This window comes from Actinophytocola sp. (assembly GCF_035712165.1).
GTDB lineage: Bacteria > Actinomycetota > Actinomycetes > Mycobacteriales > Pseudonocardiaceae > DASYTH01.
Map to the genome: position 1 here is coordinate 1 of NZ_DASTBH010000086.1, position 25,035 is coordinate 25,035.

Annotated in this window: 26 protein-coding genes; 11 read left to right on the top strand and 15 right to left on the bottom strand. The window is 71.4% G+C overall.

The annotated features are described in order from the left end of the window. Position 1 precedes the first annotated feature (1 nt). The 4 genes from VFO68_RS04310 to VFO68_RS04325 form a co-directional block, all read right to left on the bottom strand. Entirely contained in the window at positions 2–1,210 is a 1,209-nt protein-coding gene (locus VFO68_RS04310; RefSeq protein ID WP_325156825.1) for an acyl-CoA dehydrogenase family protein, read from the bottom strand. Further along, positions 1,207–2,502: an acyl-CoA dehydrogenase family protein gene (locus VFO68_RS04315; RefSeq protein WP_325156858.1), complete on the bottom strand. Its 1,296-nt coding sequence runs from the start codon at positions 2,500–2,502 to the stop codon at positions 1,207–1,209. The genes VFO68_RS04310 and VFO68_RS04315 overlap by 4 nt, the downstream gene beginning before the upstream one ends. 92 nt (positions 2,503–2,594) lie before the next feature. Next, positions 2,595–3,554 (bottom strand): D-2-hydroxyacid dehydrogenase, encoded by a 960-nt coding sequence (locus VFO68_RS04320; protein WP_325156826.1) that lies wholly within the window; start codon positions 3,552–3,554, stop codon positions 2,595–2,597. Between the two features lie 514 nt (positions 3,555–4,068). Continuing rightward, on the bottom strand, positions 4,069–4,212 hold the full coding sequence (locus tag VFO68_RS04325) for a hypothetical protein (RefSeq protein ID WP_325156827.1): 144 nt from the start codon (positions 4,210–4,212) through the stop codon (positions 4,069–4,071). Between the two features lie 492 nt (positions 4,213–4,704). Between VFO68_RS04325 and shbA the strand changes: the two genes are divergently transcribed. Next, positions 4,705–5,361 carry an RNA polymerase sigma factor ShbA gene (gene shbA, locus VFO68_RS04330; RefSeq protein ID WP_325156828.1) on the top strand — a complete coding sequence of 219 codons (657 nt, stop codon included), beginning with the start codon at positions 4,705–4,707 and terminating at the stop codon, positions 5,359–5,361. Positions 5,362–5,400: 39 nt separating this feature from the next. On the opposite strand, the gene VFO68_RS04335 is transcribed toward shbA, so the two are convergent. Then, on the bottom strand, positions 5,401–6,018 hold the full coding sequence (locus VFO68_RS04335; protein WP_325156829.1) for a class I SAM-dependent methyltransferase: 618 nt from the start codon (positions 6,016–6,018) through the stop codon (positions 5,401–5,403). A 34-nt stretch (positions 6,019–6,052) separates the two neighbouring features. Further along, positions 6,053–6,682: a cholesterol catabolism transcriptional regulator KstR gene (gene kstR, locus VFO68_RS04340; protein ID WP_325156830.1), complete on the bottom strand. Its 630-nt coding sequence runs from the start codon at positions 6,680–6,682 to the stop codon at positions 6,053–6,055. Between the two features lie 58 nt (positions 6,683–6,740). On the opposite strand from kstR, the gene VFO68_RS04345 reads away from it, so the two are divergent. Further along, complete coding sequence (locus VFO68_RS04345) at positions 6,741–8,873, top strand: acyl-CoA dehydrogenase (protein ID WP_325156831.1); 2,133 nt, start codon at positions 6,741–6,743, stop codon at positions 8,871–8,873. On the opposite strand, the gene VFO68_RS04350 is transcribed toward VFO68_RS04345, so the two are convergent. Beyond that, a complete protein-coding gene (locus tag VFO68_RS04350) occupies positions 8,766–10,091 on the bottom strand; it encodes an alpha/beta hydrolase (RefSeq protein ID WP_325156832.1) in 1,326 nt (441 codons plus the stop codon). The two genes, VFO68_RS04345 and VFO68_RS04350, sit on opposite strands and share 108 nt — an antisense overlap. Before the next feature lie 165 nt (positions 10,092–10,256). Here VFO68_RS04350 and VFO68_RS04355 point away from each other — a divergent pair, with 165 nt between their 5' ends. From VFO68_RS04355 to VFO68_RS04365, 3 genes are read left to right on the top strand one after another with little or no spacing between them, the layout of a single operon-like run. Further along, entirely contained in the window at positions 10,257–11,066 is an 810-nt protein-coding gene (locus tag VFO68_RS04355) for a bifunctional MaoC family dehydratase N-terminal/OB-fold nucleic acid binding domain-containing protein (RefSeq protein WP_325156859.1), read from the top strand. Further along, positions 11,063–11,446 carry a MaoC family dehydratase gene (locus tag VFO68_RS04360; protein ID WP_325156833.1) on the top strand — a complete coding sequence of 128 codons (384 nt, stop codon included), beginning with the start codon at positions 11,063–11,065 and terminating at the stop codon, positions 11,444–11,446. The genes VFO68_RS04355 and VFO68_RS04360 overlap by 4 nt, the downstream gene beginning before the upstream one ends. Continuing rightward, entirely contained in the window at positions 11,443–12,597 is a 1,155-nt protein-coding gene (locus VFO68_RS04365) for a lipid-transfer protein (protein WP_325156834.1), read from the top strand. The genes VFO68_RS04360 and VFO68_RS04365 overlap by 4 nt, the downstream gene beginning before the upstream one ends. 122 nt (positions 12,598–12,719) lie before the next feature. Here VFO68_RS04365 and VFO68_RS04370 read toward each other — a convergent pair whose 3' ends face one another. Both VFO68_RS04370 and VFO68_RS04375 read right to left on the bottom strand, forming a co-directional pair. Further along, complete coding sequence (locus VFO68_RS04370; RefSeq protein WP_325156835.1) at positions 12,720–12,962, bottom strand: DUF397 domain-containing protein; 243 nt, start codon at positions 12,960–12,962, stop codon at positions 12,720–12,722. Then, positions 12,959–13,810 (bottom strand): helix-turn-helix transcriptional regulator, encoded by an 852-nt coding sequence (locus VFO68_RS04375; protein WP_325156836.1) that lies wholly within the window; start codon positions 13,808–13,810, stop codon positions 12,959–12,961. The genes VFO68_RS04370 and VFO68_RS04375 overlap by 4 nt, the downstream gene beginning before the upstream one ends. A 200-nt stretch (positions 13,811–14,010) precedes the next feature. Here VFO68_RS04375 and VFO68_RS04380 point away from each other — a divergent pair, with 200 nt between their 5' ends. Continuing rightward, positions 14,011–14,385 (top strand): hypothetical protein, encoded by a 375-nt coding sequence (locus tag VFO68_RS04380; protein WP_325156837.1) that lies wholly within the window; start codon positions 14,011–14,013, stop codon positions 14,383–14,385. Here VFO68_RS04380 and VFO68_RS04385 read toward each other — a convergent pair. The 5 genes from VFO68_RS04385 to kstD are packed head-to-tail and all read right to left on the bottom strand — an operon-like array spanning position 14,332 to position 19,259. Continuing rightward, positions 14,332–15,225 (bottom strand): MaoC/PaaZ C-terminal domain-containing protein, encoded by an 894-nt coding sequence (locus VFO68_RS04385; protein ID WP_325156838.1) that lies wholly within the window; start codon positions 15,223–15,225, stop codon positions 14,332–14,334. The genes VFO68_RS04380 and VFO68_RS04385 overlap by 54 nt on opposite strands. A gap of 9 nt (positions 15,226–15,234) precedes the next feature. Next, on the bottom strand, positions 15,235–16,248 hold the full coding sequence (locus VFO68_RS04390; protein WP_325156839.1) for a ferredoxin--NADP reductase: 1,014 nt from the start codon (positions 16,246–16,248) through the stop codon (positions 15,235–15,237). Continuing rightward, on the bottom strand, positions 16,241–16,510 hold the full coding sequence (locus tag VFO68_RS04395; RefSeq protein WP_325156840.1) for a hypothetical protein: 270 nt from the start codon (positions 16,508–16,510) through the stop codon (positions 16,241–16,243). Before VFO68_RS04395 ends, VFO68_RS04390 begins: the two co-directional genes overlap by 8 nt. A 2-nt stretch (positions 16,511–16,512) precedes the next feature. After that, a complete protein-coding gene (locus tag VFO68_RS04400; RefSeq protein WP_325156841.1) occupies positions 16,513–17,628 on the bottom strand; it encodes a Rieske 2Fe-2S domain-containing protein in 1,116 nt (371 codons plus the stop codon). After that, entirely contained in the window at positions 17,619–19,259 is a 1,641-nt protein-coding gene (kstD, locus tag VFO68_RS04405) for a 3-oxosteroid 1-dehydrogenase (RefSeq protein WP_325156842.1), read from the bottom strand. The genes VFO68_RS04400 and kstD overlap by 10 nt, the downstream gene beginning before the upstream one ends. Before the next feature lie 51 nt (positions 19,260–19,310). Between kstD and VFO68_RS04410 the strand changes: the two genes are divergently transcribed. Further along, complete coding sequence (locus tag VFO68_RS04410; protein WP_325156843.1) at positions 19,311–20,867, top strand: FAD-binding protein; 1,557 nt, start codon at positions 19,311–19,313, stop codon at positions 20,865–20,867. Between the two features lie 158 nt (positions 20,868–21,025). On the opposite strand, the gene VFO68_RS04415 is transcribed toward VFO68_RS04410, so the two are convergent. Beyond that, positions 21,026–21,382 (bottom strand): hypothetical protein, encoded by a 357-nt coding sequence (locus VFO68_RS04415; RefSeq protein WP_325156844.1) that lies wholly within the window; start codon positions 21,380–21,382, stop codon positions 21,026–21,028. Between the two features lie 123 nt (positions 21,383–21,505). On the opposite strand from VFO68_RS04415, the gene hsaA reads away from it, so the two are divergent. From hsaA to hsaB, 4 genes are read left to right on the top strand one after another with little or no spacing between them, the layout of a single operon-like run. Then, entirely contained in the window at positions 21,506–22,669 is a 1,164-nt protein-coding gene (gene hsaA / locus VFO68_RS04420; protein ID WP_325156845.1) for a 3-hydroxy-9,10-secoandrosta-1,3,5(10)-triene-9,17-dione monooxygenase oxygenase subunit, read from the top strand. A gap of 34 nt (positions 22,670–22,703) precedes the next feature. Beyond that, complete coding sequence (gene hsaD, locus VFO68_RS04425) at positions 22,704–23,582, top strand: 4,5:9,10-diseco-3-hydroxy-5,9,17-trioxoandrosta-1(10),2-diene-4-oate hydrolase (RefSeq protein WP_325156846.1); 879 nt, start codon at positions 22,704–22,706, stop codon at positions 23,580–23,582. Beyond that, complete coding sequence (hsaC, locus tag VFO68_RS04430) at positions 23,582–24,490, top strand: iron-dependent extradiol dioxygenase HsaC (protein ID WP_325156847.1); 909 nt, start codon at positions 23,582–23,584, stop codon at positions 24,488–24,490. Before hsaD ends, hsaC begins: the two co-directional genes overlap by 1 nt. Further along, entirely contained in the window at positions 24,487–25,014 is a 528-nt protein-coding gene (gene hsaB, locus VFO68_RS04435) for a 3-hydroxy-9,10-secoandrosta-1,3,5(10)-triene-9,17-dione monooxygenase reductase subunit (protein ID WP_325156848.1), read from the top strand. The genes hsaC and hsaB overlap by 4 nt, the downstream gene beginning before the upstream one ends. Positions 25,015–25,035: the final 21 nt, after the last annotated feature.

Here is a 25,035-nt window from a genome sequence, read left to right on the forward strand (position 1 = left end):
GTCACTTCAGCTCGGCGGACGTCTTGCCGAGCAGTCTCCGGGCGATGATCAACTGCTGGATCTGTTGGGTGCCCTCGAAGATGTCGAGGATCTTGGCGTCCCGGGCCCACTTCTCCAGCAGGCTGTGCTCGGAGTAGGCGAGGCTGCCGCACAGCTCGACGCAGCGCAGGGTGATCTCGGTCGCCGACCGGCCCGCCTTGGCCTTGGCGTAGGAGGCGTGCAGCGAGTTGGGTTTGCCGTTGTCGGCCATCCACGCGGCCTGCAGGGTGAGCAGGTACATCGCCTCGAAGTCGGCCTCCATCTGAAGGAACGCGGCCGCGGCGGCGGGCTGGTTGTTGGCCGGCCGGTCGTAGTCGATCTCGATCCCGGCCTCGCCGAGCAGCCGGCGGGTCTCCTCCAGGGCCGCCCGGGCAACCCCGACGGCCATGGCGGCCACCAGCGGGCGGGTGTTGTCGAAGGTCTGCATCACGCCGGCGAAGCCCTGTTCGGTGCGGATCTCCGGGCTGCCGAGGAGGTTCTCCTTGGGCACCCGGACGTTGTCCAGCCGGAAGTGCGCGGTGTCCGAGGCCCGGATGCCGAGCTTGTGCTCCAGCCGGACCAGTTCGAACCCGGGAGTGCCGCGCTCCACCACGAACGACTTGATCGCGGCACGCCCCTTGGTCTTGTCCACCGTGGCCCAGACCACGATGGCGTCGGCCCGCTCCCCGGCGGTGATGAAGATCTTCTCGCCGTTGAGCACGTAGTGGTCGCCGTCGAGCCGCGCGGTGGTGCGGATGGCCGCGGAGTCCGAGCCGCAGTCCGGCTCGGTGATCGCCATCGCCGCCCACTTGCCGCGGAACCGTTCCAGCTGCTCCTCGTTGGCGACCGAGGCGATGGCGGCGTTGCCCAGTCCCTGGCGCGGCATGGACAGCAGCAGTGCCACGTCGCCCCAGCACATCTCGATGGCGCCGAGCACGACGGCCAGGTTGGAGCCGTTGCGCACCTCGGCGCCGTCGCCGGAGCCGGCGCCGCGCCGCACCCCGCCGGCACCCGCCCCGCCGCCGCTGGCGCTCAGCCCGTCGAGCAACGCGGCCAGCGTGTCCAGTTCCTTGGGGTAGGTGTGCTCGGCCTGGTCGTACTTGCGTGAGTTGGGCCGGAAGAACGTGCTGGCGGCCTGGTGGGCCTGGTCGACCAGTTGCTCGAACTTCCTGGGAACCTCGAGGTTGATCACACCAACACCCCGCCTTCCATCAGACCGATCGCCCGCAGGTCCCGGTACCACCGTTCGACCGGATGCTCCTTGACGTAGCCGTGCCCGCCGAGCAGTTGCACCCCGTCGCTGCCGATCGCCATTCCCTTGTCCGTGCACAGTTTTCTGGCCAGGGCGACCTCGCGCCCATACGGCTTGGCCTGTTCGGCCCGGCTGGCCGCGCGTAACGTCACCAGCCGCATGCCCTCCAGTTCGGTGGCCATGTCGGCGACCTTGAACGCCACCCCCTGCCGGTGGCTGACCGGCTCACCGAAGGCGACCCGCTCGTTCACGTACGGGATGACGTAGTCCACCACGGCCTGGCTGGTTCCGACGGCGAGCGCGCACCAGCCCAGCCGGGCCAGCCGCACGCACTCGGTGTACACAGTGGACGTTCCGGCGCCGAGCAGTGCCGACTCGGGCACGGTCACCTTGTCCAGCACCAGCCGCGCGGTGCCGGCCGCGCGCAGGCCCATGGCGGGCTCGGGCTCGATGCCGATGCCGGCGCCGCCCGACTCCACGATGAACAGCGCCGGCCCGCGGCCGTCCAGGTCGGCGGCCACGACGAACAGTTCGGCGGCGGCGGCGCGGGGCACGAGCGACTTCACGCCGCTGAGCACGAACCCGCCGGCGCCGCGATAGGCCTTGGTGTGCAAGGAGAACGGGTCGAACAGCGGGTGCGGCTCCTGGAGCGCGAGGGCCGCGGCCGGGAGCTGCTCGCCGGTGAACGCGGGAAGGTAGGTGGCCTGCTGGTGCTCGTCGCCCCACAGCACCAGCGCGGTACTCACCGCGGCCGGCGCCAGGCAGGCCACCGCGAGGCCGAGGTCGCCGTGCGCGAGCGCCTCGGCGACCAGGGCGTTGGTCACGGCGGACCGCTCGGTGCTCACGCCACCCAGTTCCTCGGGAATGCCGATCGCGGCCAGGCCCAGTTCGGTCGCGGTGCTCAGCACGTCCGGCGGCGCCTGGCAGGCGCCGTCGGCCTCGGCCGCGGCCGGGCGCAGCCGTTCGGCGGCGAACTCCACGACGGTGTCCCGGATGAGCCGCTGCTCGTCGGACAGGGTGAGATCGAACAGCGCGCGCTCGGGGCCGGCCGGCGGGCGTTTCGGCGTGGCCAGCCGGCGCGCCGCGACCCAGGTCCGGCCGGCCGCGCCCGCGGTCTGGAAGCCGGTCTTGGTGAGCCGGGTCACGGTGCGTTCCATCGGCCGCTTGAGTCCCAGGCGGGTCACGATCGGCGCGCCGGCCAGCCGGTTGAGCACCGCCATGGCGCCGCCGATGGCGGTCCGGCGGTCCCGCGCGCTGTTGGGGCCGTCCTTGCTCGACACAGCCGACCACTCCCGTTCGGTCGAGTTACCGATCGGTACCTACTCTAGAGTAGGGAGCGCTTGTCGACCACATTGCGCAGCGTCCGGCCCTCGACGTACCGGGTCAGGTTGTCCGCGAACAGGGCGACCAACTCCTCGCGCCAGCCGATCACCTGCCCGGACATGTGCGGCGAGATCAGCACGTTCGGCATGGTCCACAGCGGGGATCCCTCGTCGAGTTGCTCGTCCCGGAAGACGTCCAGGGCCGCACCGGCGATCGTGCCGCCGCGCAGGGCCCGGACCAGGGCGTCCAGGTCGAGCAGGCCACGCCGGCCGACGTTGATGATGCGCGCGGTGGGCTTCATCGCGGCCAGGGCCTGGGCGTCGATCATCCCCCGGGTGTCGTCGGTCAGCGGCGCCGCGAGCACCAGGTAGTCGGCCGAACGCAGGCCGTCGGCCAGGCGGTCCAGCGGCAGCACGGTGCCGAGATCGGGATCGTGCGCGCGACCGGTCCGGGCCACCGCGAGGACGGTCATTCCGGCGGACCGGAGCAGCCGGCCGACCGCCCGGCCGATGGTCCCGGTGCCGGCGATCAGCACCCGTTTGCCCATCACCCGTTCGGTATCCCGCTGCCGCCAGGTACGGCTTTCCTGCAACCGCATCCGGCCCGGCAGGTCCTTGGCGAAGGCCAGGATGACGCCCAGTACATACTCGGCGATCGGATCGTCGAACAATCCCCGGGAAGTGGTCACGATGACGTCACTCGCGACTACGGCGGGTGAGAGCAGTTGTTCGGGGCCCGCGCTCGCGGTGTGCACCCAGCGCAGCGCGTCCGCCTTGGCCCATGCCCTGGTCAGGGTCGCGGCCCGCATCCGCCAGACGAACAGCACCTCGGCCCCGGGCAGCTCGTCGAGCAGGCGATCCTCGGTCGCGTACCGCACGGCAGCGCGCCGCTCGATCGCCGCCATGCTCGGCGGCAGGTCGGCGCCGCTGAGCACCAGGATGGCCGGGCGGGCTGGCTGCATACCACGATGGTGCACGCTCAACCCGCAGATGGCACAACCGTCACCATTCAAGTGCGGAGCGTAATACGTTTCGTCGTTGTGATTGTCGTGACGCTGCCCCATTCGGCGGGCCTGGCTGGTGCTAATGGTTCGCCCGGAACGATCTTGTCCGGAAATTGTCGATACAGTTCGAGATTCCGCGCCCTCCGCTCGCGGCCGATTGTCCAGATTGGTGGAAATGCGGCGGCAGAGTGTCCGAAGTGGTGTGTGTCACGTGGCAGATGTGGTCCGTTGCGGACCGTGCCCGCCGGGCCGGACGGGAACGAACGTTGTCGGTCGAGATTGTCCGTTCCGATATCGGCACCGGGTATGCCGCCATTACCGGTCGCCTGGCGGCGGGTGCGGTCGCGTTCGTCCCGTTTCGCGGGCTGCGGACGCGAAGATTTCCCGGGGCCTCGAGCCCCGCCCGCTGGGCCGGCGGACGGCCCGCGGGTGGGGAGCCATCTCACTCGGCCTGAGGTCCAAGACCGCCCGTTCACCTGCGGGTGTGCCCCCGGCGGGGCAGGTCGGGCGGCCGGTGCAGGCGCCGGGCCGGCCGGGGGCCGAGCTGGGGCGTGGGCCGGGCCGCCCGTCCGGGCGCCCGGCCGGGCACCTCGCACCGGCCGGCGGGGCGGACCATATCGCAAATCTGGTACCGCCGTCCCGAAACGCGGCCGGGGCTGCGTTCAAAAATCGATCTTGGCGCGCCGGCCGGTTGGAATAATCGAGTGTTTCACCCGTAAGTGATGAAAACGAATACATGCGTTACCGGCCCGTCGTCCGGATCCCGGAAGTTGTTTCGGCCGGGGTTTCTGCCCTATTGGGCACGCGGCCCGGTAGCATGGTGGGATGGAACTCCGGTTGCGCCGAACGCGCTATCGCTGGAGCCAATCCGGTCCAGATCTTCGCCAGCAAGACGGGTGAGTCGGTGCCCACCCTTGTGGGTGATAGGGACCTTGTACCCTGTCGGCCCCGCCGTTGAATCGGCAATTATCGCCCTGTGCATCGAAGGCTCTCCGGGACAGGAGCCTTCACCCACCCGCATCGTCCGCGGCGTCAGCACCGTATCCGACCGACGGCGCCCACGTTGTGGTGGTGTTATTCGACATGAGGGGTTCGCGTGAACTCGTCCGTGACGTCAGCTGAGTCGTCGCGCTCCGGGCCTACCCGCCCGGCGCCGACGCCCGCGCCCGGCGGGAACTCGGATGCGATCTTCGCCCGGCTGAAGAGCACCGCCTTCCATGAGTTGGTGTCGGCGGCGCTGGCCGGAGATCCCGAGGCTACCGGCACATTGTTCGTCTGGATCCACCCGGCAATCGTGCGCTACTGCCGGTCGCGGATCGGCCGCACGGGGGCGGCCTTCTCGTCCGCCGACGACGTGGCCCAGGAGGTGTGCCTGGCCGTGCTCGGCGCGCTGCCGCGCTACACCGACAGGCCCGAGTCGTTCCTGCCGTTCGTCTACGGCATCGCCGCGCACAAGGTCGCCGATCACTACCGCAAGGCCGGCCGGGACAAGGGCGAGCCGACGGCCGACGTGCCGGACGGAATCGACCTGGAGGCGTCCCCTGAGCAGCAGACCATGCGGGCCGACGTGCGCGCCCGGCTGACCAAGCTGCTCGACACCCTGGCCCCCCGGCAGCGCGAGATCATCCGGCTTCGGCTGATCGTCGGCCTGTCGGCTCAGGAGACCGCGGTGGCGATCGGGCTGACCGCCACCGCGGTCCGAGTGGCCCAGCACCGCGCGCTGGCCAAGCTCCGGGCCAACCTCGCCGCCAACGAGTGGTTCTAGCGCGGGCTGAACACCGGGTGGGGACCCCTCACCCGGTGGTCAGTCCCGGGCGCGGGCCCGCAGGTACAACTGCACCTCGATGCGCCCCGGTTCCGCCTCGGCCTCGACCTCCTGAAGCTCCAGCACCTCGAACCCGGCGTCGGCGACCACGTCGCGCAGCTTGTCCGGCGGGTAGGCCGACACGTTGGTCGCCGCGCCCAGGAAGCTGACCGGGAAGAAGTCGAAGTCCCCGTGCACCATGGACACCAGCAGCAGCCTGGGTCCGCGCAGCCGCGCCCGGATCTGGGTCAGCAGCGCCGGGATGTCCGATCTGGGCAGCATCAGCAGCGCGAAGAACGCCACCGCGGCGTCGAACTCGCCGAGCGCCTCGAAGTCCCGCAGATCCTGGTGCAGGTACTGGCCGCCGGGGGCCTGCTGCCGGGCCAGCTCGAGCATCACCGCCGACTCGTCGACACCGACCACCTCGATACCGGCGTCGAGAAGCTGCTTGGCGGTGGGCAGCCCGCTCCCGCAGCCCAGATCGAGCACCCGGGATCCGGGCTCGAGCTGCTGGACCAGCCAGGCGCCCTCGGCGAGTTGGACGTCCCGCTCCACGAAGGACTCGTCGTACCGTTTGCCGATCAGGTCGAACGCCGGCACGGTCTGTTCGGTAGTCACGGCCGTCAAGCATGCCAGCGACCGTCCGTACTCACTAGGGGCGCAGCAGCAGCCGCACGGTGAGCTCGAGCCGGTCGTGCACGTCGGTGGCCGAGGCGCGCCGGGTCACCCAGGCGACCAGGTTGGACAGCCAGACATCGGTGATCACCCGGGCGATCGCGCGGTCGGTGTCGGTGGCTTCGCCCTCGTGCATGGCCCGGGTGAACATCCGGTCCATCAGCCGGCCGACGTTGTCCACCTCGGTGGCGGCGGAGGCGTCGGCGAACATGAAGGCGCGGGTCATCGCCTCGGTCAGGTGCGGGTCGCGCTGCATGGCCCGGGTGAGCCGGCTGAGCATGAACAGCACCCGGTCGTAGGCGCTGTCCCCCGGGATGGTGCTGCGCTCCAGGCGGTCCTGGCCGCGTTCGAGCTCGCGGGCCAGGCCGGAGACCAGCAGGTGGATCTTCGAGGGGAAGTACCGGTAGAGCGTGCCGAGCGCGACGTCGGCCCGCTCGGCGACGGCCCGCATCTGCACCGCCTCGAAACCGCCCTTGGATGCCAGCGCGATGGTCGCGTCGAGGATGCGCTTGCGGCGGTCCCGCTGGGCCGCGGAACCGAGGTCCTCGTCGGTGAGCACGCTCAGCGCGGTGCCTCCGGACGTGCGGGCTTTCGGCGTGGTGGTCATCCGGGCGGTCCTCGTCTCAGGGGGCCAACGAACTGAAACGTGTTCTATACTACCGGGCGTGTCGGTCGCGATCACGGCGGAGCAGCGCGCGGTCCAGCGGACCATCGCCGACGCCACCGCGCGCATGGACACCATAAGCGTCGTCCGGGCCATGGCGGCCGGTGACTCCACCGCCTGGCGCGGACTGTGGCCGGCCCTTGCCGGGCTGGGACTGTTCGCGATCGCGGTGCCGGAGGACCTCGGCGGGGCGGGCGGCCGGCTCGACGACCAGGCCGCCGCGCTGGAGGCGGCCGGGTCGGCGCTGGTGCCCGGGCCGGTGCTGCCCACCGTGCTGGCCGGGGTTCTCCTTGCGCGGCAAGAAAACGCCGGCCTGGCCAAGGAACTGGTGCCGGGTCTGGCCGACGGTGGCCGAACCGCGGCGGTGGCGCTGGAACTGGGCACTCTGTCGGCCGATGGCCGGACCGTCAGCGGCGAGGTCGACCGGGTGTCCGGGGCGGACGAGGCGACCCACCTGCTGCTCGGCGCCGCCGGGCCGGATGGCGAGTTCTGGTTCGTGCTCGACCCGGGCCAGCCTGGCGTCACCGTGACCGGCCGCGAGAGCGCCGACCTCTCCCGCGCCTGCGCCCGGGTCCGGCTCTCCGGTGTCGCGGTCCCGGCCGAGCGAATCCTGCCCGGACTCACGGTTCGCGCGGTCGCCGACCTCGCCGCGACGCTCTCCGCCGCGGAAGCCGCGGGCGTGGCGGCCTGGTGCGTCGGCACCGCGGCCGGCTACGCCGCCACCCGGGAGCAGTTCGGCCGGCCGATCGGCGCCTTCCAAGCGGTCAAGCACCTGTGCGCGGAGATGCTGTGCCGGGCCGAACAGTCCGCCGCCCTGGCCTGGGATGCCGCCCGCTGCCACGCCGACGCGCCGTCCGCGCACCCGCTGACCGCCGCCGCGGCCGCCGCGGTCGCGATGGATGCCGCGGTGCACAACGCGAAGGACTGCGTGCAGGTGCTCGGTGGCATGGGGTTCACCTGGGAGCACGACGCGCATCTGTACCTACGCCGGGCGATCGCCACACGGCAGGCGCTGGGCGGCACCGGCGGCTGGCGGTTGCGGGCGGCGGACGCGGCGCTGGCCGGAACCCGGCGCCGGCTGGAACTGCGGTCCGGGCCGGACGACGCGCGCCCGGCGGCGCGGCGGCTCGCCACCGAGGTCGCCGCGCTTCCCGTGGCGCGGCAACGCATCCGGCTCGCCGAGTCGGGCTACCTGGTGCCGCACTGGCCGCGGCCGTACGGCCTGGACGCCTCGCCGCGCACCCAACTCGTGATCGACGAGGAGTTCGGCGCGTCCGGGGTGTCGCGGCCCGACCTGTTCATCGGCGCCTGGGCCCTGCCCACCATCCTGAGGTATGGCACCGAAGCGCAGCGCGACCGGTTCGTGCCGCCGACGCTGCGCGGCGAGATCGAGTGGTGCCAACTCTTCAGCGAGCCGGGCGCCGGGTCGGACCTCGCCGCGTTGGGCACCAGGGCCAGCCGCGTCGACGGTGGCTGGCGGCTGACCGGCCAGAAGGTCTGGACCTCGCGGGCGCGCGAGGCGGACTGGGCGATCTGCCTGGCCCGCACGGACCCGGATGCGCCGAAGCACAAGGGGATCACCTACTTCCTCGTGGACATGCGGGAGGCGGGGATCGAGGTCAGGCCGCTGCGGGAGATCACGGGCGAGGCGCGGTTCAACGAGGTCTTCCTTACCGAGGTGTTCGTGCCGGACGACTGTGTCGTCGGCGTGGTGAACGACGGCTGGCGCCTCGCGCGCACCACACTGGCCACCGAACGCGTGGCGATCGGTGGTGGGTCGTCGCTGGGTGCCGCCGTCGAACGGCTGCTGGGTCGGGTCGTCGCTCCGGATCCGCTTACCAGGCAACGAATCGGTGCGGTGGTCGCGGACGGGCTCGCGGTGTCACTGGTGGATCACCGGGCCACGCTGCGCCGGGTCGAGGGCCAGGATCCCGGCCCGGAATCCAGCGTACACAAGCTCATCGGGGTGCGGCATCGACAGGATGTGGCGGAGCTCGCAGTCGAGCTGCTGGGCGACGAGGGCGAGCTACTGCACGAGTTCCTGCTCACCCGATGCCTGAGCATCGCCGGCGGCACCACCCAGATTCTGCTCAACGTCATCGGCGAGCGGCTGCTCGGACTGCCCCGGCAGTGAGCGGCGGTAGATCCAGTCCAGGAACCGCTCGACCCCGCGCACCACGTGGGCGCTGCGGATCGACGGGAAGATGTCGAAGGCGTGCTGCGCACCGGCCAGTTCCGCGTACACCACGGGGTTGTGCGACACCGCGCGCAGCCGGTCGACGAACGCGCGGGCCTCGGGAACCGGCACCAGGCTGTCGTCATGGCCGTGGATCACGAAGAACGGCGGGGCGTCCGCGCTGACCCGGGACAGCGGCGAGGCGGCCCGGTACACCTCCGGATGGCGCGCCGGATCCACGCCGACGACTGCCCTGGCCAGCCAGCGCAGCCGCTGCCTGGTCGCTCGGGTCCCGGTTTCGGCGGCGAAGTCGTACACGCCGTAGTGCGGAACGCAGCCCTGCACCGAGGTGTCGGCGTCCTCGAAACCCGGCTGGAAGGCGGGGTCGTTCTGGCTCAGGGCGAGCAGCGCGGCCAGGTGCCCACCCGCCGAGCCGCCGGTGACCACCACGAAGGACGGGTCGGCGCCGTACTCCGGTCCGTGCTCGCGAACCCAGGCCAGCGCCCGCTTGAGCGCGACCACGTGCTCCGGCCACCGGGACCGGGGGGACAGCGGATAGTTCGCCGACACGCACACCCAACCGCGCGCGGCCATGTGCAGCATCAGCGGAATGCCCTGCTGGTCCTTGTTGCCGACGACCCAGGCGCCGCCGTGCACGTGCAGCAGCACCGGCCGCCCGGCCGGGCGCTTCTCGTGGTGGAACACGTCCAGCCGGAACCGGCGGCCGCCCGGCGCGTAGGCGATGTTGCGGGCGCGGACCACCTCGGGTTTGCGCATCCGGAACGGCACCACCAGATCCCGCCACGGGGTGGCCAGGTCGGCGGCCAGCGGCAACCGTTCCAGGCCGCTGCCGTAGTCCTCGCCGAGGGTCTCCCGCAGGGCCTTCTCGACCTCGGCGCGGGCGCCCCGGCCGGAGACGATGAGCGCACCGAGCCCGGCGATGGACAGCGCGCTCATGGCGAGGGCGGCCCGGTCGCCGGATGTGCGGTACTGCCGGCGGGCCAGTTGGGTCGCCGCCCCGGCGGTCTGCGCGAGCAGCAGTTGCGGGGCCAGTTCGGCGGTCAGCCAGCCGGCGAAGAACGCCGGGATGGATGCCCAGAGGTTGCGCGCGGGTCGCAGCGCGTTGGCGGTCAGGCCCAGTTGGGCGGCCCGGCGGACCAGCCGAGTCCAGCTCATGCGCTCGACCATGCCAGCCGCCACCCGGTGCCACAACCGGGGACTACTCGACAGTGATCGGAACCACTAAGCTAGAACACGTTCTAGTCTAGGGAGGTCGGTCGCGTGTACGACGTGCTCCGGGTGGCGGGGGAGGTGGCCGGGCGCGGCGAGTCCGCCCGGCGGATGGCCACCGACCCGGTGAACGTGCCGATGATCCGGCACTGGCTGGAGGCGATGGGCGACACCAACCCGGTGTACCTGGCCGAGCCGGTCGCGCCGCCCGCGATGGTGCAGGTGTGGACGATGTTCGGGCTGACCGGACAGCGTCCGGCCGACGATCCGCTCGGCGCGATGGTGGCCCTGCTGGACGAGGCCGGTTTCACCTCCGTGGTGGCCACCAACTGCGAACAGACCTACCACCGATACCTGCGGGTGGGCGAGCGGGTGTCGGTGGCGTCGCGGCTGGGTGAGGTGACCGGGCCGAAGCGGACCGCGCTGGGCGAGGGATGGTTCGTGACCACGCTGTCCACCTGGTACGCCGGGGACGAGCCGGTGGCGGAGATGATGTTCCGGGTGCTGAAGTTCCGTCCCCGGGCCGCCGCGCCGGGCGGCGGGTTGCGTCCGGTTGCCGGCACCGGGTTCTTCTGGGACGGGCTGCGGGCCGGTGAGCTGCGGATCCAGCGCTGTGCCGGCTGCGCGGAGCTGCGGCATCCGCCCGGCGTGACGTGCCCGCGCTGCGGCGGCGACGAGTTGGGGTACGTGCGGGCGGCGGGCCTGGGCACGGTCTACAGCTTCGTGGTGCATCACCACCCGCCGGTTCCCGGTCGCACCGCGCCGTTCGTGGTGGCTCTGGTCGAGCTCGACGAGGGCGTCCGGATGGTCGGTGAGCTGGTGGGCATGGCGCCGGCCGAGGTCGCGATCGGGATGCGGGTGCGGGCCCGGTTCGACCGGGTGGACGACGAACTGGTGCTGCCGGTGTGGGGTGCGCCGTGACGGCGGTCGGCACGCGGTTGCCGGAGCTGCGGATCGAGGTGACCCCGACGTTCGTGGTGAGCACGGCGATCGCGACCCGGGACTTCCAGGACGTGCACCACGATCGGGCGGCCGCGCTGGCACGGGGCTCGCGGGACATCTTCCTCAACATTCTCACCGACACCGGGCTGGTGCAGCGGTTCGTCACCGACTGGGCCGGGCCGGACGCGGTGCTGCGGGCGATCTCGGTCCGGCTCGGAGTTCCTTGCTACACAGGGGAAACCCTCGTGTTCTCCGGAGAGGTGGCGGCCGTGCGGGACGGTGAGGCGACGGTCGAGGTGGTGGGCCGCAACAGCCTCGGTGCGCACCTGACCGCGACCGTGCGGGTGGTGCTGCCGTGATGCTGGCCGGCGCGGCGGCGATCGTGGGGATCGGCGCGACCGAGTTCTCCAAGGACTCGGGCCGCAGTGAGCTGCGGCTGGCGGTGGAGGCGGTGCGCGCGGCGCTCGCCGACGCCGGGCTTGCTCCGTCCGATGTGGACGGAATGGTGACGTTCTCGATGGACTCCAGCGCCGAGATCGCGGTCGCCCGTGAGCTCGGCGTGGGGGACCTGACCTACTTCGGCCGGGTTCCGCACGGCGGCGGCGCGGCCTGCGGCACCGTGCTGCACGCGGCGATGGCGGTGGCGACCGGGGTGGCGTCGGTCGTGGTGTGCTACCGGGCCCTCAACGAGCGGTCCGGCAGGCGGTTCGGCCGGGTATCGGCCGATGCGGCTGCGTCCAGTGTGGACAATGACTGGGTCTATCCGATGGGCCTGGTCACCCCGGCCGCCTCGGTGGCGATGTTCGCCCGCCGGTACATGCACGAGTTCGGCGCCACCAGTGCCGACTTCGGCCGGGTGGCGGTGGCCGACCGCCGGCACGCCGCGACCAACCCGAACGCCTGGTTCCACGGCCGGCCGATCACGCTGGCCGAGCATCAGGAGTCCCGCTGGATCGTGGAACCGTTGCGGCTGCTGGACTGCTGCCAGGAGAGCGACGGCGCGGTGGCGCTGGTCGTGACCAGCGCGGCGCGGGCCGCCGACCTGCCGGGCCGCCCGGCGGTGGTTCGGGCCGCTGCCCAGGGAAGTGGTCCGGACCAGTTCGTCATGCACAGCTACTACCGGGACGAACTGGTGGGGCTGCCGGAGATGGGCGTGGTCGCCGGGCAGTTGTGGAGCCAGGCCGGCATCGGTCCCGCCGACGTCGCGGTCGCGGTGCTCTACGACCATTTCACCCCGTTCGTGCTGGCGCAGTTGGAGGAACTGGGGTTCTGCCCGCGCGGCGAGGCGCGGCACTTCATCGCCGACGGGGCGATCGAGATGGGTGGCGTGCTGCCGGTCAACCCGCACGGCGGGCAACTCGGCGAGGCCTACATCCACGGCATGAACGGGATCGCCGAGGCGGTGCGCCAGATCCGCGGCACGGCGGTCAACCAGGTCGACCGGGTCGAGCACGTTCTGGTGACCGCCGGCACGGGGGTGCCGACCAGTGGGCTGCTGCTCGGTGCGTGAACTGTCCCGTTTCCGGTCAGTTGTTGACCTTCGCGGCACCCCTGATGGTGCGGCACTATCGAAGGTGGGTGTCCCACCGGCGGGTGCCCCGACCCACTAGGCCTGGGCCGGGGCATCCGTCATCAGGGCCGGGCGATCCGGCCGCTTCTGACCGCGCCGATGAAGGCGAGTCCGTGCCGGGCGGCCAGCGCCAGCACCGGGCCATCGGCGTACTTCGAGTCCCGAACACCAAACACGCCCTCGGCATGGGCAAGCTCGACATATTGGCTCGACATGTGCCAGGCCAACTCGACGCACGCTCCGGACGAGGCGGATCGGCTGGACTTCCGCCACCTCGCCCCGGCGAAGTCGTTTCCTGCGGTCATGCGATCTCCTTTCTGATCCGGTCGATCAACCGGCTAGACTCCTGCGGGGGTCTGGCGAGGACCCGCAGGTGGTTCATTACCTGGGAATATTCCTGCAGTTCCGTGGGCTGTTCGAAGAACAGTCCACGGACCCGGGTCTCGACATACACCAGGCCGGCGTCGCCGGGAATCGGGAACGACAAGATCATAAAGGTGCCGTGCAAGGCAGCGTAGGGGACGACCGCGCGCGGGATGACCTGAATCTCAATATTTGGTAGATCGGCGAGTTCGAGCAGGTGCGCCAGTTGCTGGCGCATCACTTTCGCCCCGCCGACCGGCGCTTCGAGCACGTGCTGCGCGATCACCAGCCACAATCGGGTCGGCGAGTCGGCGCGGAGCAACTCGGTGCGGCGCAGCCGCAGGCGCAACCGGCGGCGGATCTCGGTCTCGGACAGACCCTGGCCGTGACCGCGCAGCAGCGCCTCGGCGTACTCCGCGGTCTGGACCAGTCCCATGAGGACCAGCGCGTCGTAGGACTCGATCTGGGTCGCGCCGGCTTCCAGTCCGATGTAGAGGTTGAACTGGTCCGGATCGGTGGTCGCGGCCTCGGTCGCGGTGCGTCGGCGAGCGGGTGGCAGCACGGCGAGCAGTTCGTCGCGGTCCTCGGTGGCGCCGTACAGGTCCAGCAGCGCGACCAGTTCGGCGTCCGGCGGCACGCTGCGCATCGTCTCGAAATGGTTGATGCGGCCGGCGGAGATTCCGGTCCGATGGGCAGCCTCACGCTGCGTTAAACCGGCGTTCTCGCGATGGCCGCGTAATGCCACGGCGACCCGGCGCCGCAACACGGCGACCGAGGTGGCCAGAAGCATGGGTATTCTCCCTGGGTTAACACGATCGAGGGACAAAAACGTCGTAGAATCTACATGTATGGTCTACTTCGCCCCTGGGTGGTCCGCGTCACACGCGGTCACCTTAGTAGAAGATCAGGGGCGCCGCTCCAGTGGACGACCCCCCGGCCGCTGGCGCCCCTGATTGAACCTTCCATTGTGGTGGTTGACGCGGGGTTGTGGTGGATGAATTCGAGGCCCTGCTGACGGAGGCGGGGAAACGCGGGTTTCTCTGGTACATGTTCCGATCCGATCCCAACGGGCCCGCGGTCGTCGCGGGCGTCTATCAATGGCCCGGCTCTGCCGATGTGTTCGTGCTGGTCGGCCAGGAGCAGGCGCACGCCTACCGGGTGCCGACCGGAATGCGGGCAGACGTGTTCGAGCCGGAGCACGTGCTGTGGTGGTACGGCGGCTGTCCGGTGTGGACCCTGCGGGCGCTGCTCGCGCTGCCCGAGCCGTGCCACCCGGAGGCCCCGGGCCGGCTGGCCCCGGCGCCGTGCGGCTCAGGAGTCCAGGGGGAGCGGGTGCCCGTTCGGATGCGAAGACGCGGCAACTAGCCGGCCGCGGAGCACCTCGGCGCCACGCTCCACAGTGGACGCCGCGACGGCCCGCCGGTTCCCCTCCGACCAGACCTGGATCCGCAGGGTCTCACCAGGAAAGACCACCCCGGCGAACCGGGCCGCGTAGTCGCCGACCCGCGTGACGTCCGCGTCGAGCGTCGCGTCCACCACGGCCTTGCACACCATTCCCCAGGTGCACAGCCCGTGCAGAATCGGGCGGGAAAAGCCGGCCGTGCCGGCAAAATCAGGATCGGCATGCAACGGGTTGCGATCCCCGCACAGCCGGTAGAGCAGCGCCTGCTGCGGCAGCGTGGGCACGTCGAGCACGTGGTCCGGCTCCCGGTCAGGCACCTCCGGCCGCTCGGACGGGCCGCGCTCGCCGCCGAAGCCGCCCTCCCCCCGGGCGAAGATGCTCGACCGGGCGGTCCACAGGGGGTCGCCTGCCGAATCGGTGACCACCGTCTCCTGCACGATCACCGCGGCCTTCTCCTTGTCCCACACGTCGGTCACCCGGGGGCGGGCCACGCCGGTGCCGGCCGGCGGAATGGGCCGGTGCACCGTGATCGCCTGAGTGCCGTGCAGCACCCTGGCCAGATCGATCTCGATGCCCGGAAACCGCACCGCCGGTGGCTCGAAGGTGCGCAGGCCCGGCGCGACCACCCCGAACGTGGGCAGCACCCGCAGCCGGTCCTCCAGCACGTAGCCCAGCTCGCCGGGGTCGAGCGGGTCGGCGCCGGCCCCGAGCGCGAGATGGTAGAGCGCAACGTCGCCGGCCGACCACGAGAACGTCACATCGGGTAGCTCGGCGCCGATCGCGACCGACGGGTCGATGGGCATGCGGCCACCTCACTCGTAGCTGATCTCCACCCGCTCCGTCACCGGAAGGGACTGGCAGGCCAGGATGATCCCATCGTCCAGGTCCTCCTGTTCGAGCACCTCGTTGTGCACCATCTTGACCTCGCCGGACACCAGGCGGCAGGCACACGCGCCGCAGGCGCCCTCCCGGCACGAGTACGGCGCGGCCAGGCCGCCGTCCCGCAACGCGTCGAGCAGGCGGGTCTGCGCCGGCCAGGAAAGCCGGTGCCGCGCGCCGTCCAGCGAGACGTCCACTGTGGACTCGACGGTGTCGGCGGCGGGCGCGGCGACGGGTTCGAACGGGTTCGAGCCGAGCGAGACGAACCGTTCGATGTGGGTGCGGTCGCGGGGCACCCGCAACCCGGCCAACGCCGTACGCACCGCCGCGATGAACGGTTTCGGACCGCAGATCAGCGCCTCGGCGGCGGCGAACGGCGCGGCCAGGGCGCGCAGGCCGGCCGCGTTCGGCAGGCCCTGGACCGACTCCAGCCAGTGGATCAGACGCAGCCGTTCGGGATGGGCCTCGGCCAGTGCGCGCAGGTCCCCGGCGAAGATCACCGAGCGGTCGTCCCGGTTGGCATAGACCAGCGTGAGCGTGCCGGTGCCCACGGCCAGCGCGGACCGCACGAGCGAGCGCACCGGCGTGATTCCACTGCCGGCGGCGAAGAACAGCAGGTCGCCGTCGAAGGAATGCGGCCGGAAGATCCCGGCCGGGGCCAGCACCTCGATCGTGCTGCCGGGCCGAACGTTGTCGCAGATCCAGTTGGACGCATAGCCGCCGGGGGTGCGCTTCACGGTGACCCGGGGCGCCTCGCCGGCCTGCGGTGCGCTGCACAGGGAGTAGCACCGCGCGACGGATCCGCAGCGGTCGCTGGGGATGCGCAGGGTCAGGAACTGGCCGGGCAGGTAGTCGAACGGCGCCGGCTCGAACACCAGCGAGCAGGCCTGCGCCGTCTCCGTGATGACCTCGGCGACGGTGAGCCGGTAGGACTCCGGCTCAGCCATCGGGTACCGCCACGCGCCCCTCCGCCACGGCCAGTTCGATGCTGTCCCGCAGCTTCGGGCACCCGTCGACGCGCGCGCTCAGCTCGCCTGCGCCGACCCGGGCGGCGAACTCGGGACAGGTCGCGGCGGGCGCAGTGGTCCACTGCACGCTGGTGTGCCGGACGCTGTTCTTGCGCACCAGGACCCGACTGGCGCAACTGCGGCACTCCACCGGGGTCAGGCCGGCGGTGAGGAACTCCAGAATCTCCTGCCGGGTGGACATCGCTAGGAGACTCCGGCGGAGCGGCGCGCCAGGTTGTCCGCGACCTCTCGCTGCCACACCTCGTTGGCCCGGCTGGTGTCCACCTCGAACTCGAACCGGTTGGTCATGTCCGCGGTGACGTCCTCGACGTCGACGTAGAACTGCTCGTACCAGCGGCGCAACTGGTAGACGGGGCCGTCCTCCTCGCACAGCAACGGGTTGTCGATCGCGGTCTTGTTCCGCCAGATCTCCACGTCCTGCAGGAACCCGACGCCGAAGCTCTTGGCCAGCTTCGCCGCGACCCGGTCGGCCTTCTCCACCGGCAGGCCGGGAAGCTTCTTCACGCTCACCCCCCATTGCAGCACGAAGGAGTTCGGCGTCACCGGGTAGTGGCAGTTGATCAGCACGGTCTCGATCACGGTGCCGCCGAAGTCCTGCCACAGGTCATTGATCATGTACGCCGGACCGTAGTAGGACGCCTCGGACCGCAGGGTCATCCCGTCCACCGAGTAGTTCGAGCCGACGCCCTTGTCCGGACGGGCTTTCGAGTTCAGGTACTGGCTGGCGACGTGGCCGTCGAAGACGTTCTTGAAGAAGGTCGGGAAGGCGAAGTGGATGTAGTAGAAGTGCGCCATGTCGACCAGGTTGTCGACGATCTCCCGGCAGTGCGAACCCTCCACCAGCACCGTGTCCCAGGTCCAGTCGCTCCATTCGGGCGAGGACGCGCCCTTGGTCTCCGGGATGTCCAGTTCCGGCGGGGGCGGGTTGCCCTGCGGGTCGTGCCAGACGAAGAGTTGACCGTTGCGCTCCAGGGGCAGCCAGGACCGGGTCCGGGCACGCAGTGGAATCCGCTTGGCGTAAGGGATCTCCACGCAGCGGCCGGCGCCGGACCAGCGCCAGTCGTGGAACGGGCAGGCGATCGCGTCGCCCTTCACCGTGCCCTGGGACAGGTCGCCGCCCATGTGGCGGCAGTAGGCGTCCAGCACGTTGAGCCGGCCGCCCGCGGCGAACACCACCAGTTTGGTGCCGAACGCCGTCACCGCGTGCGGCTTGCCGTCCTGGAAGGTGCTGGCCAGGCCCAGGCAGTGCCAGCCACGGGCGAACCGGGCCGGCGGCGTTCCCACGTCGATCACGCGCATGTGTCTTCTCCCAGGTCGAGCGCGGCCAGGTAGCCGAACACCATGGCCGGGCCAAGGGTGGCGCCGGGGCCGGCGTACGTGCGGCCCATCACGGGTGCCGCCGCGTTCCCGGCCGCGTACAGGCCGTCGATCACGCTGCCGTCGCCGCGCAGCACGCGGGCCCGGCCGTCGGTGCGCAACCCGCCCTTGGTGCCGAGGTCGCCGGGCACGATCCGCACCGCGTAGAACGGTGCGCGGTCGAGCCGGCCGAGGCAGGGGTTGGGCCGGTTGCGCGGATCGCCGTAGTAATGGTCGTAGCCGCTCTCGCCGCGCCGGAAGTCCTGGTCGTGGCCGGTTGCCGCGAACTCGTTGAACCGGGTCACGGTGGCCCGCAACGACTCCGGCGGTGCGCCGATGGCCGTCGCCAGTTCTTCCAGGGTGCCGGCCCGGTGCACCGTGCCGTGCCGGTACCAGTGCCCCGGGAACGGTTGCCGGGGACGGAGTCCGGCGAAGGTGTAGCGGTTGCGGTAGCGCTGGTCGGCGATCAGCCAGGCCGGGATGTGCGGGCCGTCGTACATCGCGTGCACCGCGTCCACGTACGGGGCGGCCTCGTTGACGAACCGGGTGCCGGCCTGGTCGACCAGGATGCAGCCGGGCAACGTGCGCTCGGCCAGACAGAAGTAGGGCCCGCGGGGCAGCGGGATCGTCGGACCCCACCAGGCGTCGTCCATCAGGTCCACGGCGGCGCCCAGGCGCAGCCCGGCCTCGATGCCGTCGCCGGTGTTCTCCGGCGCGCCGACCGTCCACTCGGTACCGATCGGTTCGCGCTGGTACTCCTTGCGCATCCGCTCGTTGTGCTCGAAGCCGCCGGAGGTGAGCACCACGCCGCGCCGCGCGTGGATCGTCTCCGGGCGGCCGTCGCGCAGGACCTCCACGCCGGCCACCCGGCCGTTGCTGGTGTGCAGGGAAACCAGCGGGGTGGACAGCCACACCGGCACGTCCGCGCGGGCCAGGCCGATCCGCAGCCCGGCCGCCAGCGCCTGGCCCATGGTCAGCAACTCGCGCCGGCGCAGCAGGGAGATCGCCCGGCGGGCGGAGACCCGGCCGGCGCGCAGCAGGCCGCGCGGGTGGCGGGCGAGGAGGTTGAGCCAGCGGTAGTCGGCCTGGGTGATCACCATGCCGTGCGGAGCGGAGAGGTAGGGCCGGCCCAACTCGGCACGCAGCGGGCCGAGCAGGCGCGCGTCCAGCGGGCGGGCCTCGATCGACCGGCCGGCGCGCAGCCCGCCGGGGGCTTCCGGGTAGTAGTCCGGATAGCCGGTCACCCAGCCGAACCGCAGCGGGGTGTTGGCCAGCAGAAAGGAGATCATCGCCGGCGCGGCGGCCAGGAACGCCCGGCGCAGGTCCTCGGGAACGTCCCGCGCGGTGAGGTGGGTGAGGTAGGCCTCGGCGGCGGCCGGGGTGTCCGGGACACCGGCGGCCCGCAGCACCGCGTTGTTCGGCGCCCACACCCCGCCGCCGGACCGGGCGGTGGAACCACCGAAGGTGGCCGCCTTCTCGATCAGCACGGTGCGCAGGCCGGCCCGGGTGGCGGTGAGCGCCGCGGTCATGCCGGCCGCTCCGCTGCCGGCGACGACCACGTCGAACTCGGTCATTCGGCAATACTAGAACACGTTATAGTTTGTGGCGAGTGTCGGGAGGCTGCGGTGGATACCACCTGGGACGATCGGGCCGACGTGGTGGTGGTCGGGTTCGGCGCGGCGGGCGCGTGCGCGGCCATCGAGGCGGCCGGGCGCGGCGCGGACGTCCTGGTGGTCGACCGGTTCACCGGAGGCGGCGCGACCACGGTCTCCGGCGGGGTGGTTTATGCCGGCGGCGGCACGGAAATCCAGCGCACGGCCGGGGTGGCGGACAGCGTCGGGGCGATGCTGGGCTACCTGACCGCCGAGGTGGGCGACGCCGTGTCGCCCGCGACCCTGCGGCGGTTCTGCGCGGAGAGCCCCGGCATGATCGACTGGTTGGGCCGGCAGGGGGTGCCGTTCCAGGCGAGCCTGTGCCCGTACAAGACGTCCTACCCAAGCAACGAGTTCTACCTGTACCAGTCGGGCAGCGAGAGTGCCTGGCCGTACCGGTCGGTGGCGACCCCGGCGGCGCGCGGCCACCGGGCGCACGGGCGGGGCACCTCGGGGCGGGTGCTGTTCGGTGCGCTCGCCGGTGCGGCCGCGCGGGCCGGGGCGCGGGTGCTGGCGCAGACCGGGATCCGGGAGTTGGTCGTCGAGGACGGCCGGGTGGCGGGCGTGGCGGGCTGGTCGCTTTCCGCCGCGCCGGGCCGGGTTCGGCGCGCGCACGCGCTGTTGTACCGCTATGCCAGCAAACCCGGGCTGTACGTGCCGGCCGTCGCGCGCCGGCTGGCCCGGCGGATCACCGCGCTGGAACGGGCCTACGGGCGGCCGGTGCGGGTGGCCGCCCGGCGCGGCGTGGTGCTCGCCGCGGGCGGGTTCGTCGCCAACCGGGCCATGCTGCGCGAGCACGCGCCGGAGTTCCGCGGCGGGCTGCCGCTGGGCACGCTGGGCGACGACGGGTCGGGAATCCGACTGGGGATCTCGGCCGGCGCGGCCACCGCCCGGCTGGGCAACGTGTCGGCCTGGCGTTTTCTCAACCCGCCCAGCGCCTTGCTGCGCGGCATCCTGGTCGACGCCACCGGGCAGCGGTTCGTCGACGAGTCCAGCTACGGCGCGGCGATCGGCCACAAGATGATCACTGAGCACGCCGGCCGGGCCTGGCTGCTCGTCGACGAACCGACCCGGCGCCTGGCCCGGCGCCAGCTCGGTTCGGAAACCCTGTGGTTCCAACGGCTTCAGGCGCGCTACCTGCTCGCGTCCGGCCTGCGCGGTCCGGTCGAGCAGATCGCCCGGCGGGCCGGCATCGACGCGGATGGCCTGTGCGCCACGCTCGCGTCATACAACGACGGGACGCCGGACCGGTTCGGCAAGCACCCCGACCTGGTGCACCCGCTCACCGAGGGGCCGTTCACGCTGATCGACTGCTCGTCCCGCAACGTTTTCCCGTGCCCGATGCTCACCCTCGGCGGCCTGGCCGTCGACGAGGACACCGGCGCGGTGCTGACGGCTACCGGCGCCCCCGTCCCCGGCCTCTACGCCGCCGGCCGCACCGCCGTGGGCATCTGCTCCAACTCCTACGTCAGCGGCCTGTCCCTCGCCGACTGCGTCTTCTCCGGCCGCCGCGCCGGCAGCAACGTCTAGGCTGTGTTTCATCAGGCGCGCGCGATCGGATCTGCGGGGCAGGTCGTTGTCGCCGCGCATCGCCGGCCTGGCACCTGGGCGGCCTGCCGCCACAGATCCGGGCCTTCGGTCGGGGTGCGCGCCGCTGGTCGCTTGATCGGAGCACTTTCGAAACAGGCCTAGTCGGCTTCTCCCTCGGACTTGCCGATGGCGATGGTGAGCAGCGCGGTGATCTGTGCCTGCCCGACGGCCACGGTGCTGAAGCCATCGGTCATCTTGGCCTCGAGCTCGTCGAACTTGGTTTCGAGCCGGTCGAACCGGGTGTCGTGCTGTTTCAGCTTCTCGTCATGTGCGAGTTGGGTTTCGCGCAGCGCGTTGAGGACCTTCGTTGGGCAGTGATAGGTGGTGCGGAACTCGGCGACGTCGCGATCGGCGGCGCTGGCGAGGACGCGGGCGGCGGTGGAGTCCACGCGGCACCGCTTCATCTGGCGTTCGAGCCTGGTGACTCGCTCGGGAAGATCATCTTCGTGCGTCATGGGTCCCCTCCTCGTGGTGTTGCGGGACAGCATGCCGTGGGTCGGGCGTTCGTGCAAATGGTTGTCCACAGGGTCTGAGCTGCGAGGATGTACAGAAACGAGAACGTGTTCTAGTGTAGGGGCATGTACGAACAGGTCGTAGCGGCCGTGCGTGAGCTGTTGCCGGTGCTGCGGGAGCGGGCGCAGGAGACGGAGGATGCGCGGCGCATTTCCGATCAGTCGATCAAGGCTTTGGAGCAGGCCGGGTTCTTCCGGCTGTTGCAGCCGGAGCGGTACGGCGGGCTGGAGGCGCATCCGGTCGAGTTCTACCGGGCGGTGCGGTTGATCGCGAGTGCGTGCGGGTCGACGGGGTGGGTGGCTTCGGTGCTGGGGTGTCACCCGTGGCAGTTGGCGCTGTTCGACGACCGGGCGCAGCGGGAGGTGTGGGGCGAGGACCAGGATGCCCGGGTGTGTTCGTCGTACGCGCCGATGGGGCGGGCGCGGGCGGTGCCCGGCGGGTTCTCGTTCAGCGGGAAGTGGAGCTTCTCGTCGGGATGCGACCACGCGGGGTGGGCATTCGTGGGCGGGTTGGTGGTGGACGAGAACGGGGCGGTGACCGACTTCCGGACGTTCCTGCTGCCCCGGGCCGACTACCGCATCGACGACGTGTGGGACGCGATCGGGCTGCGGGGCACCGGGAGCAACGACCTCCTCGTCGAGGACGTGTTCGTGCCGGAGCACCGCACGCTGTCCTTTGTGGACACCGGAAGGTGCGTGTGTCCGGGGCAGGAGGCGAACCCGGGGCCGCTGTACCGGTTGCCGTTCGCGTCGGTGTTCTCCTGCTCGATCTCGGTGCCGGTGATCGGCATGGCGACCGGGGCCTACGAGGCCTACCTCGGGCACACCCGGGAGCGGGTGCGGGCCTCCACGGGCGGGCGGGCCGCCGAGGACTCGTTCAACCAGTTGCGGATCGCCGACGCGGCCAGCCGGATCGACGCGGCGGTCCTGCAGATCGAGCGGAACATCAACGAGGAGATGGCGCTGGCCAGCGCGGGCGAGAAGATCCCGTTCCCGCTGCGCATGCGGGTCCGGCGGGACCAGGTGAACGCCACCACGGCCGCGATCGCGGCGGTGGACCGGCTGTTCGAGAGCGCGGGTGGCCGGGCGCTGCGGGTGGGCACCCCGATCCAGCGGTTCTGGCGGGACGCACACGCCGGGCGGGTGCACGCGATCAACGATCCGGAACGGGCACTGGCCATGTTCGGCCAGGCGGAACTCGGCCTGAGGGTTCAGGATGCCTGGATCTGACCACCCCGCTGGTGACGATGCGCTGGTCAATGGATTGGCAGCGGACCGGGCAGATCATGAGCGCTTCGCCGCCACCAGCAACTACGCCGGGGTCGGCGACATCCGGTTGCACTACCACGAGGCGGGTCCGCCGGACGCGCCGCCGGTGGTGATGCTGCACGGCGGCGGGCCGGGCGCGTCCGCGTGGGGCAACTTCGGCCGCAACCTCGAGGTTTTCGCCGGGCGGTACCGAACTCTGCTGGTCGACCAGCCGGGGTTCGGACACTCCGACAAGCCGGAGATCACCGGTCACTACTTCACCTTCGCCGCGGACGCATTGCTTGCCCTGCTGGACAAGCTGTCCATCGACCGCGCGCACCTGGTCGGCAACTCGCTCGGCGGCGGCACGGCCGTCCGGTTCGCGCTGCGGCATCCGGACCGGGCCGGCCGGCTGGTGCTCATGGCCCCGGGTGGGCTCGGGCTCAACGTGTTCGCACCGGATCCGACCGAGGGTGTCAAACGCCTCTACGCGTTCGCCGCGCCGCCCGGCCCGACCCGGGACAAGCTCGCGGAGTTCCTGCGCACGCTGGTGTTCGACCGGTCGCTGATCACCGACGACCTGGTGGCGCACCGCTTCGAGCTCGCCAGCGACCCGGAGTCGATGCGCGCCATGGCAGCCATGGGCGCGTCGTTCACCCGCCCGGACACCGCCGAAGACGGGATGCTCTGGCGGGAGGCCTACCGGCTGCGCCAGCGGGTGCTGCTGATCTGGGGGCGGGAGGACCGGGTCAACCCGCTGGACGGCGCGCTGGCCGCGCTCAAGCTCATCCCGCGCGCGCAGTTGCACGTGTTCGGCCGGTGCGGGCACTGGGCGCAGCTGGAGCGGTTCGCGGAGTTCAACCGCCTGGCCATGGACTTTCTGGGAGGTGCCTGATGGGCATCCGGTCGTTGGCCTACCTGCGCATCGAGGCGACGGACATGCCGCGCTGGCGCGAGTTCGGCCTGAAGGTGCTCGGCATGGTGGAGGGCAAGGGGGCCGAACCGGACGCGCTGTACCTGCGAATGGACGACTTCCCGGCCCGGCTGGTGATCGTGCCCGGCCCGACCGACCGGTTGGTCGCCTCCGGCTGGGAGGTGGCCGACGTGGCCGGGCTGGGCGAGGTGTGCGGGCGGCTGGAAGCGGCCGGCGTGCCGTACAAGGAGGGCAGTGCGGCGCAGGCGGCCGCCCGCCGGGTCACCGACCTGATCTTGGTCGAGGATCCCTCCGGCAACACGCTGGAGATCTTCCACGGCGCCGCGCTCGAGCACCGCCGGGTGGTCAGCCCGTACGGCCACCGGTTCGTCACCGAGGAGCAGGGCCTCGGGCACGTGGTGCTGTCCACTCAGGACGACGCGGCGGCCCTGCACTTCTACCGGGACGTGCTCGGGTTCCGGCTGCGCGACTCGATGCGGCTGCCGCCGCAGTTCGTCGGGCGGCCCGCCGACGGACCGCCGGCCTGGCTGCGCTTCTTCGGGTGCAACCCCCGGCACCACAGCCTGGCGTTCCTGCCGATGCCCACGCCGAGCGGGATCGTGCACCTGATGGTCGAGGTGGAGAACGCCGACGACGTCGGGCTGTGCCTGGACCGCGCGCTGCGCCGCAAGGTGCCGATGTCGGCCACGCTCGGCCGGCACGTCAACGACCTGATGATGTCGTTCTACATGAAGACCCCGGGCGGGTTCGACGTGGAGTTCGGCTGCGAGGGCCGCACGGTCGACGACGAGCGCTGGATCGCCCGGGAGAGCACCGCGGTCAGCCTGTGGGGTCACGACTTCAGCGTCGGCGCCCGGGCCCCGGGATGATCACCGGGCAGCGGTTCCGGCGGACGCTCGGGCATTTCTGCACGGGCGTCACGGTGGTGACCGCGCTGGACGACGCCGAACCGGTCGGGTTCACCTGCCAGGCGTTCGCCGCGCTGTCGCTGGATCCTCCGCTGGTGCTGTTCTGTCCCGGGCGCAACTCCCGGACCTGGCCGGTGATCGCGCGGACCGGCCGGTTCTGCGTGAACGTGCTGACCGAGGCGCAGCGCGGGATCAGCGCCGCGTTCGGCCGGCCCGGTGCGGACCGGTTCGCCGCGACCGCCTGGTTCCCCGCGCCGTCCGGCACCCCGGTGCTGGCCGGCGTGCTCACCTGGATCGACTGTGCGGTCGAGACGGCGCACGACGCCGGGGACCATGTCGTGGTGATCGGCCGGGTGACCGCGATGGGCGAACCGGATGCCGCCCGCCCGTTGCTGTTCTACCGCGGCGACTACGCCGAAACCCGCCCGGAGCGCGGCTTCCTGGACGGGTTGGTCACCTGGACCGGACCGGACGACTGGATCTGAACGAACAAGGAGCCGCTCGCC

Coding starts and splice junctions, on each gene's coding strand:
- kstD (WP_325156842.1), bottom strand. CDS start 19,259: ATGACCGAGTTCGACGTGGTCGTCGCCGGCAGCGGAGCGGCCGGCATG.
- kstR (WP_325156830.1), bottom strand. CDS start 6,682: ATGACCACCACGCCGAAAGCCCGCACGTCCGGAGGCACCGCGCTGAGC.
- VFO68_RS04325 (WP_325156827.1), bottom strand. CDS start 4,212: ATGGTCCGCCCCGCCGGCCGGTGCGAGGTGCCCGGCCGGGCGCCCGGA.
- VFO68_RS04370 (WP_325156835.1), bottom strand. CDS start 12,962: ATGACCGCAGGAAACGACTTCGCCGGGGCGAGGTGGCGGAAGTCCAGC.
- VFO68_RS04395 (WP_325156840.1), bottom strand. CDS start 16,510: ATGTCCACCCGGCAGGAGATTCTGGAGTTCCTCACCGCCGGCCTGACC.
- hsaB (WP_325156848.1), top strand. CDS start 24,487: ATGATCACCGGGCAGCGGTTCCGGCGGACGCTCGGGCATTTCTGCACG.
- VFO68_RS04390 (WP_325156839.1), bottom strand. CDS start 16,248: ATGGCTGAGCCGGAGTCCTACCGGCTCACCGTCGCCGAGGTCATCACG.
- VFO68_RS04415 (WP_325156844.1), bottom strand. CDS start 21,382: ATGACGCACGAAGATGATCTTCCCGAGCGAGTCACCAGGCTCGAACGC.
- hsaC (WP_325156847.1), top strand. CDS start 23,582: ATGGGCATCCGGTCGTTGGCCTACCTGCGCATCGAGGCGACGGACATG.
- VFO68_RS04400 (WP_325156841.1), bottom strand. CDS start 17,628: ATGCGCGTGATCGACGTGGGAACGCCGCCGGCCCGGTTCGCCCGTGGC.
- VFO68_RS04355 (WP_325156859.1), top strand. CDS start 10,257: ATGGCCACCGACCCGGTGAACGTGCCGATGATCCGGCACTGGCTGGAG.
- VFO68_RS04385 (WP_325156838.1), bottom strand. CDS start 15,225: ATGCCCATCGACCCGTCGGTCGCGATCGGCGCCGAGCTACCCGATGTG.
- VFO68_RS04320 (WP_325156826.1), bottom strand. CDS start 3,554: ATGCAGCCAGCCCGCCCGGCCATCCTGGTGCTCAGCGGCGCCGACCTG.
- hsaA (WP_325156845.1), top strand. CDS start 21,506: ATGTACGAACAGGTCGTAGCGGCCGTGCGTGAGCTGTTGCCGGTGCTG.
- VFO68_RS04375 (WP_325156836.1), bottom strand. CDS start 13,810: ATGCTTCTGGCCACCTCGGTCGCCGTGTTGCGGCGCCGGGTCGCCGTG.
- VFO68_RS04350 (WP_325156832.1), bottom strand. CDS start 10,091: ATGAGCTGGACTCGGCTGGTCCGCCGGGCCGCCCAACTGGGCCTGACC.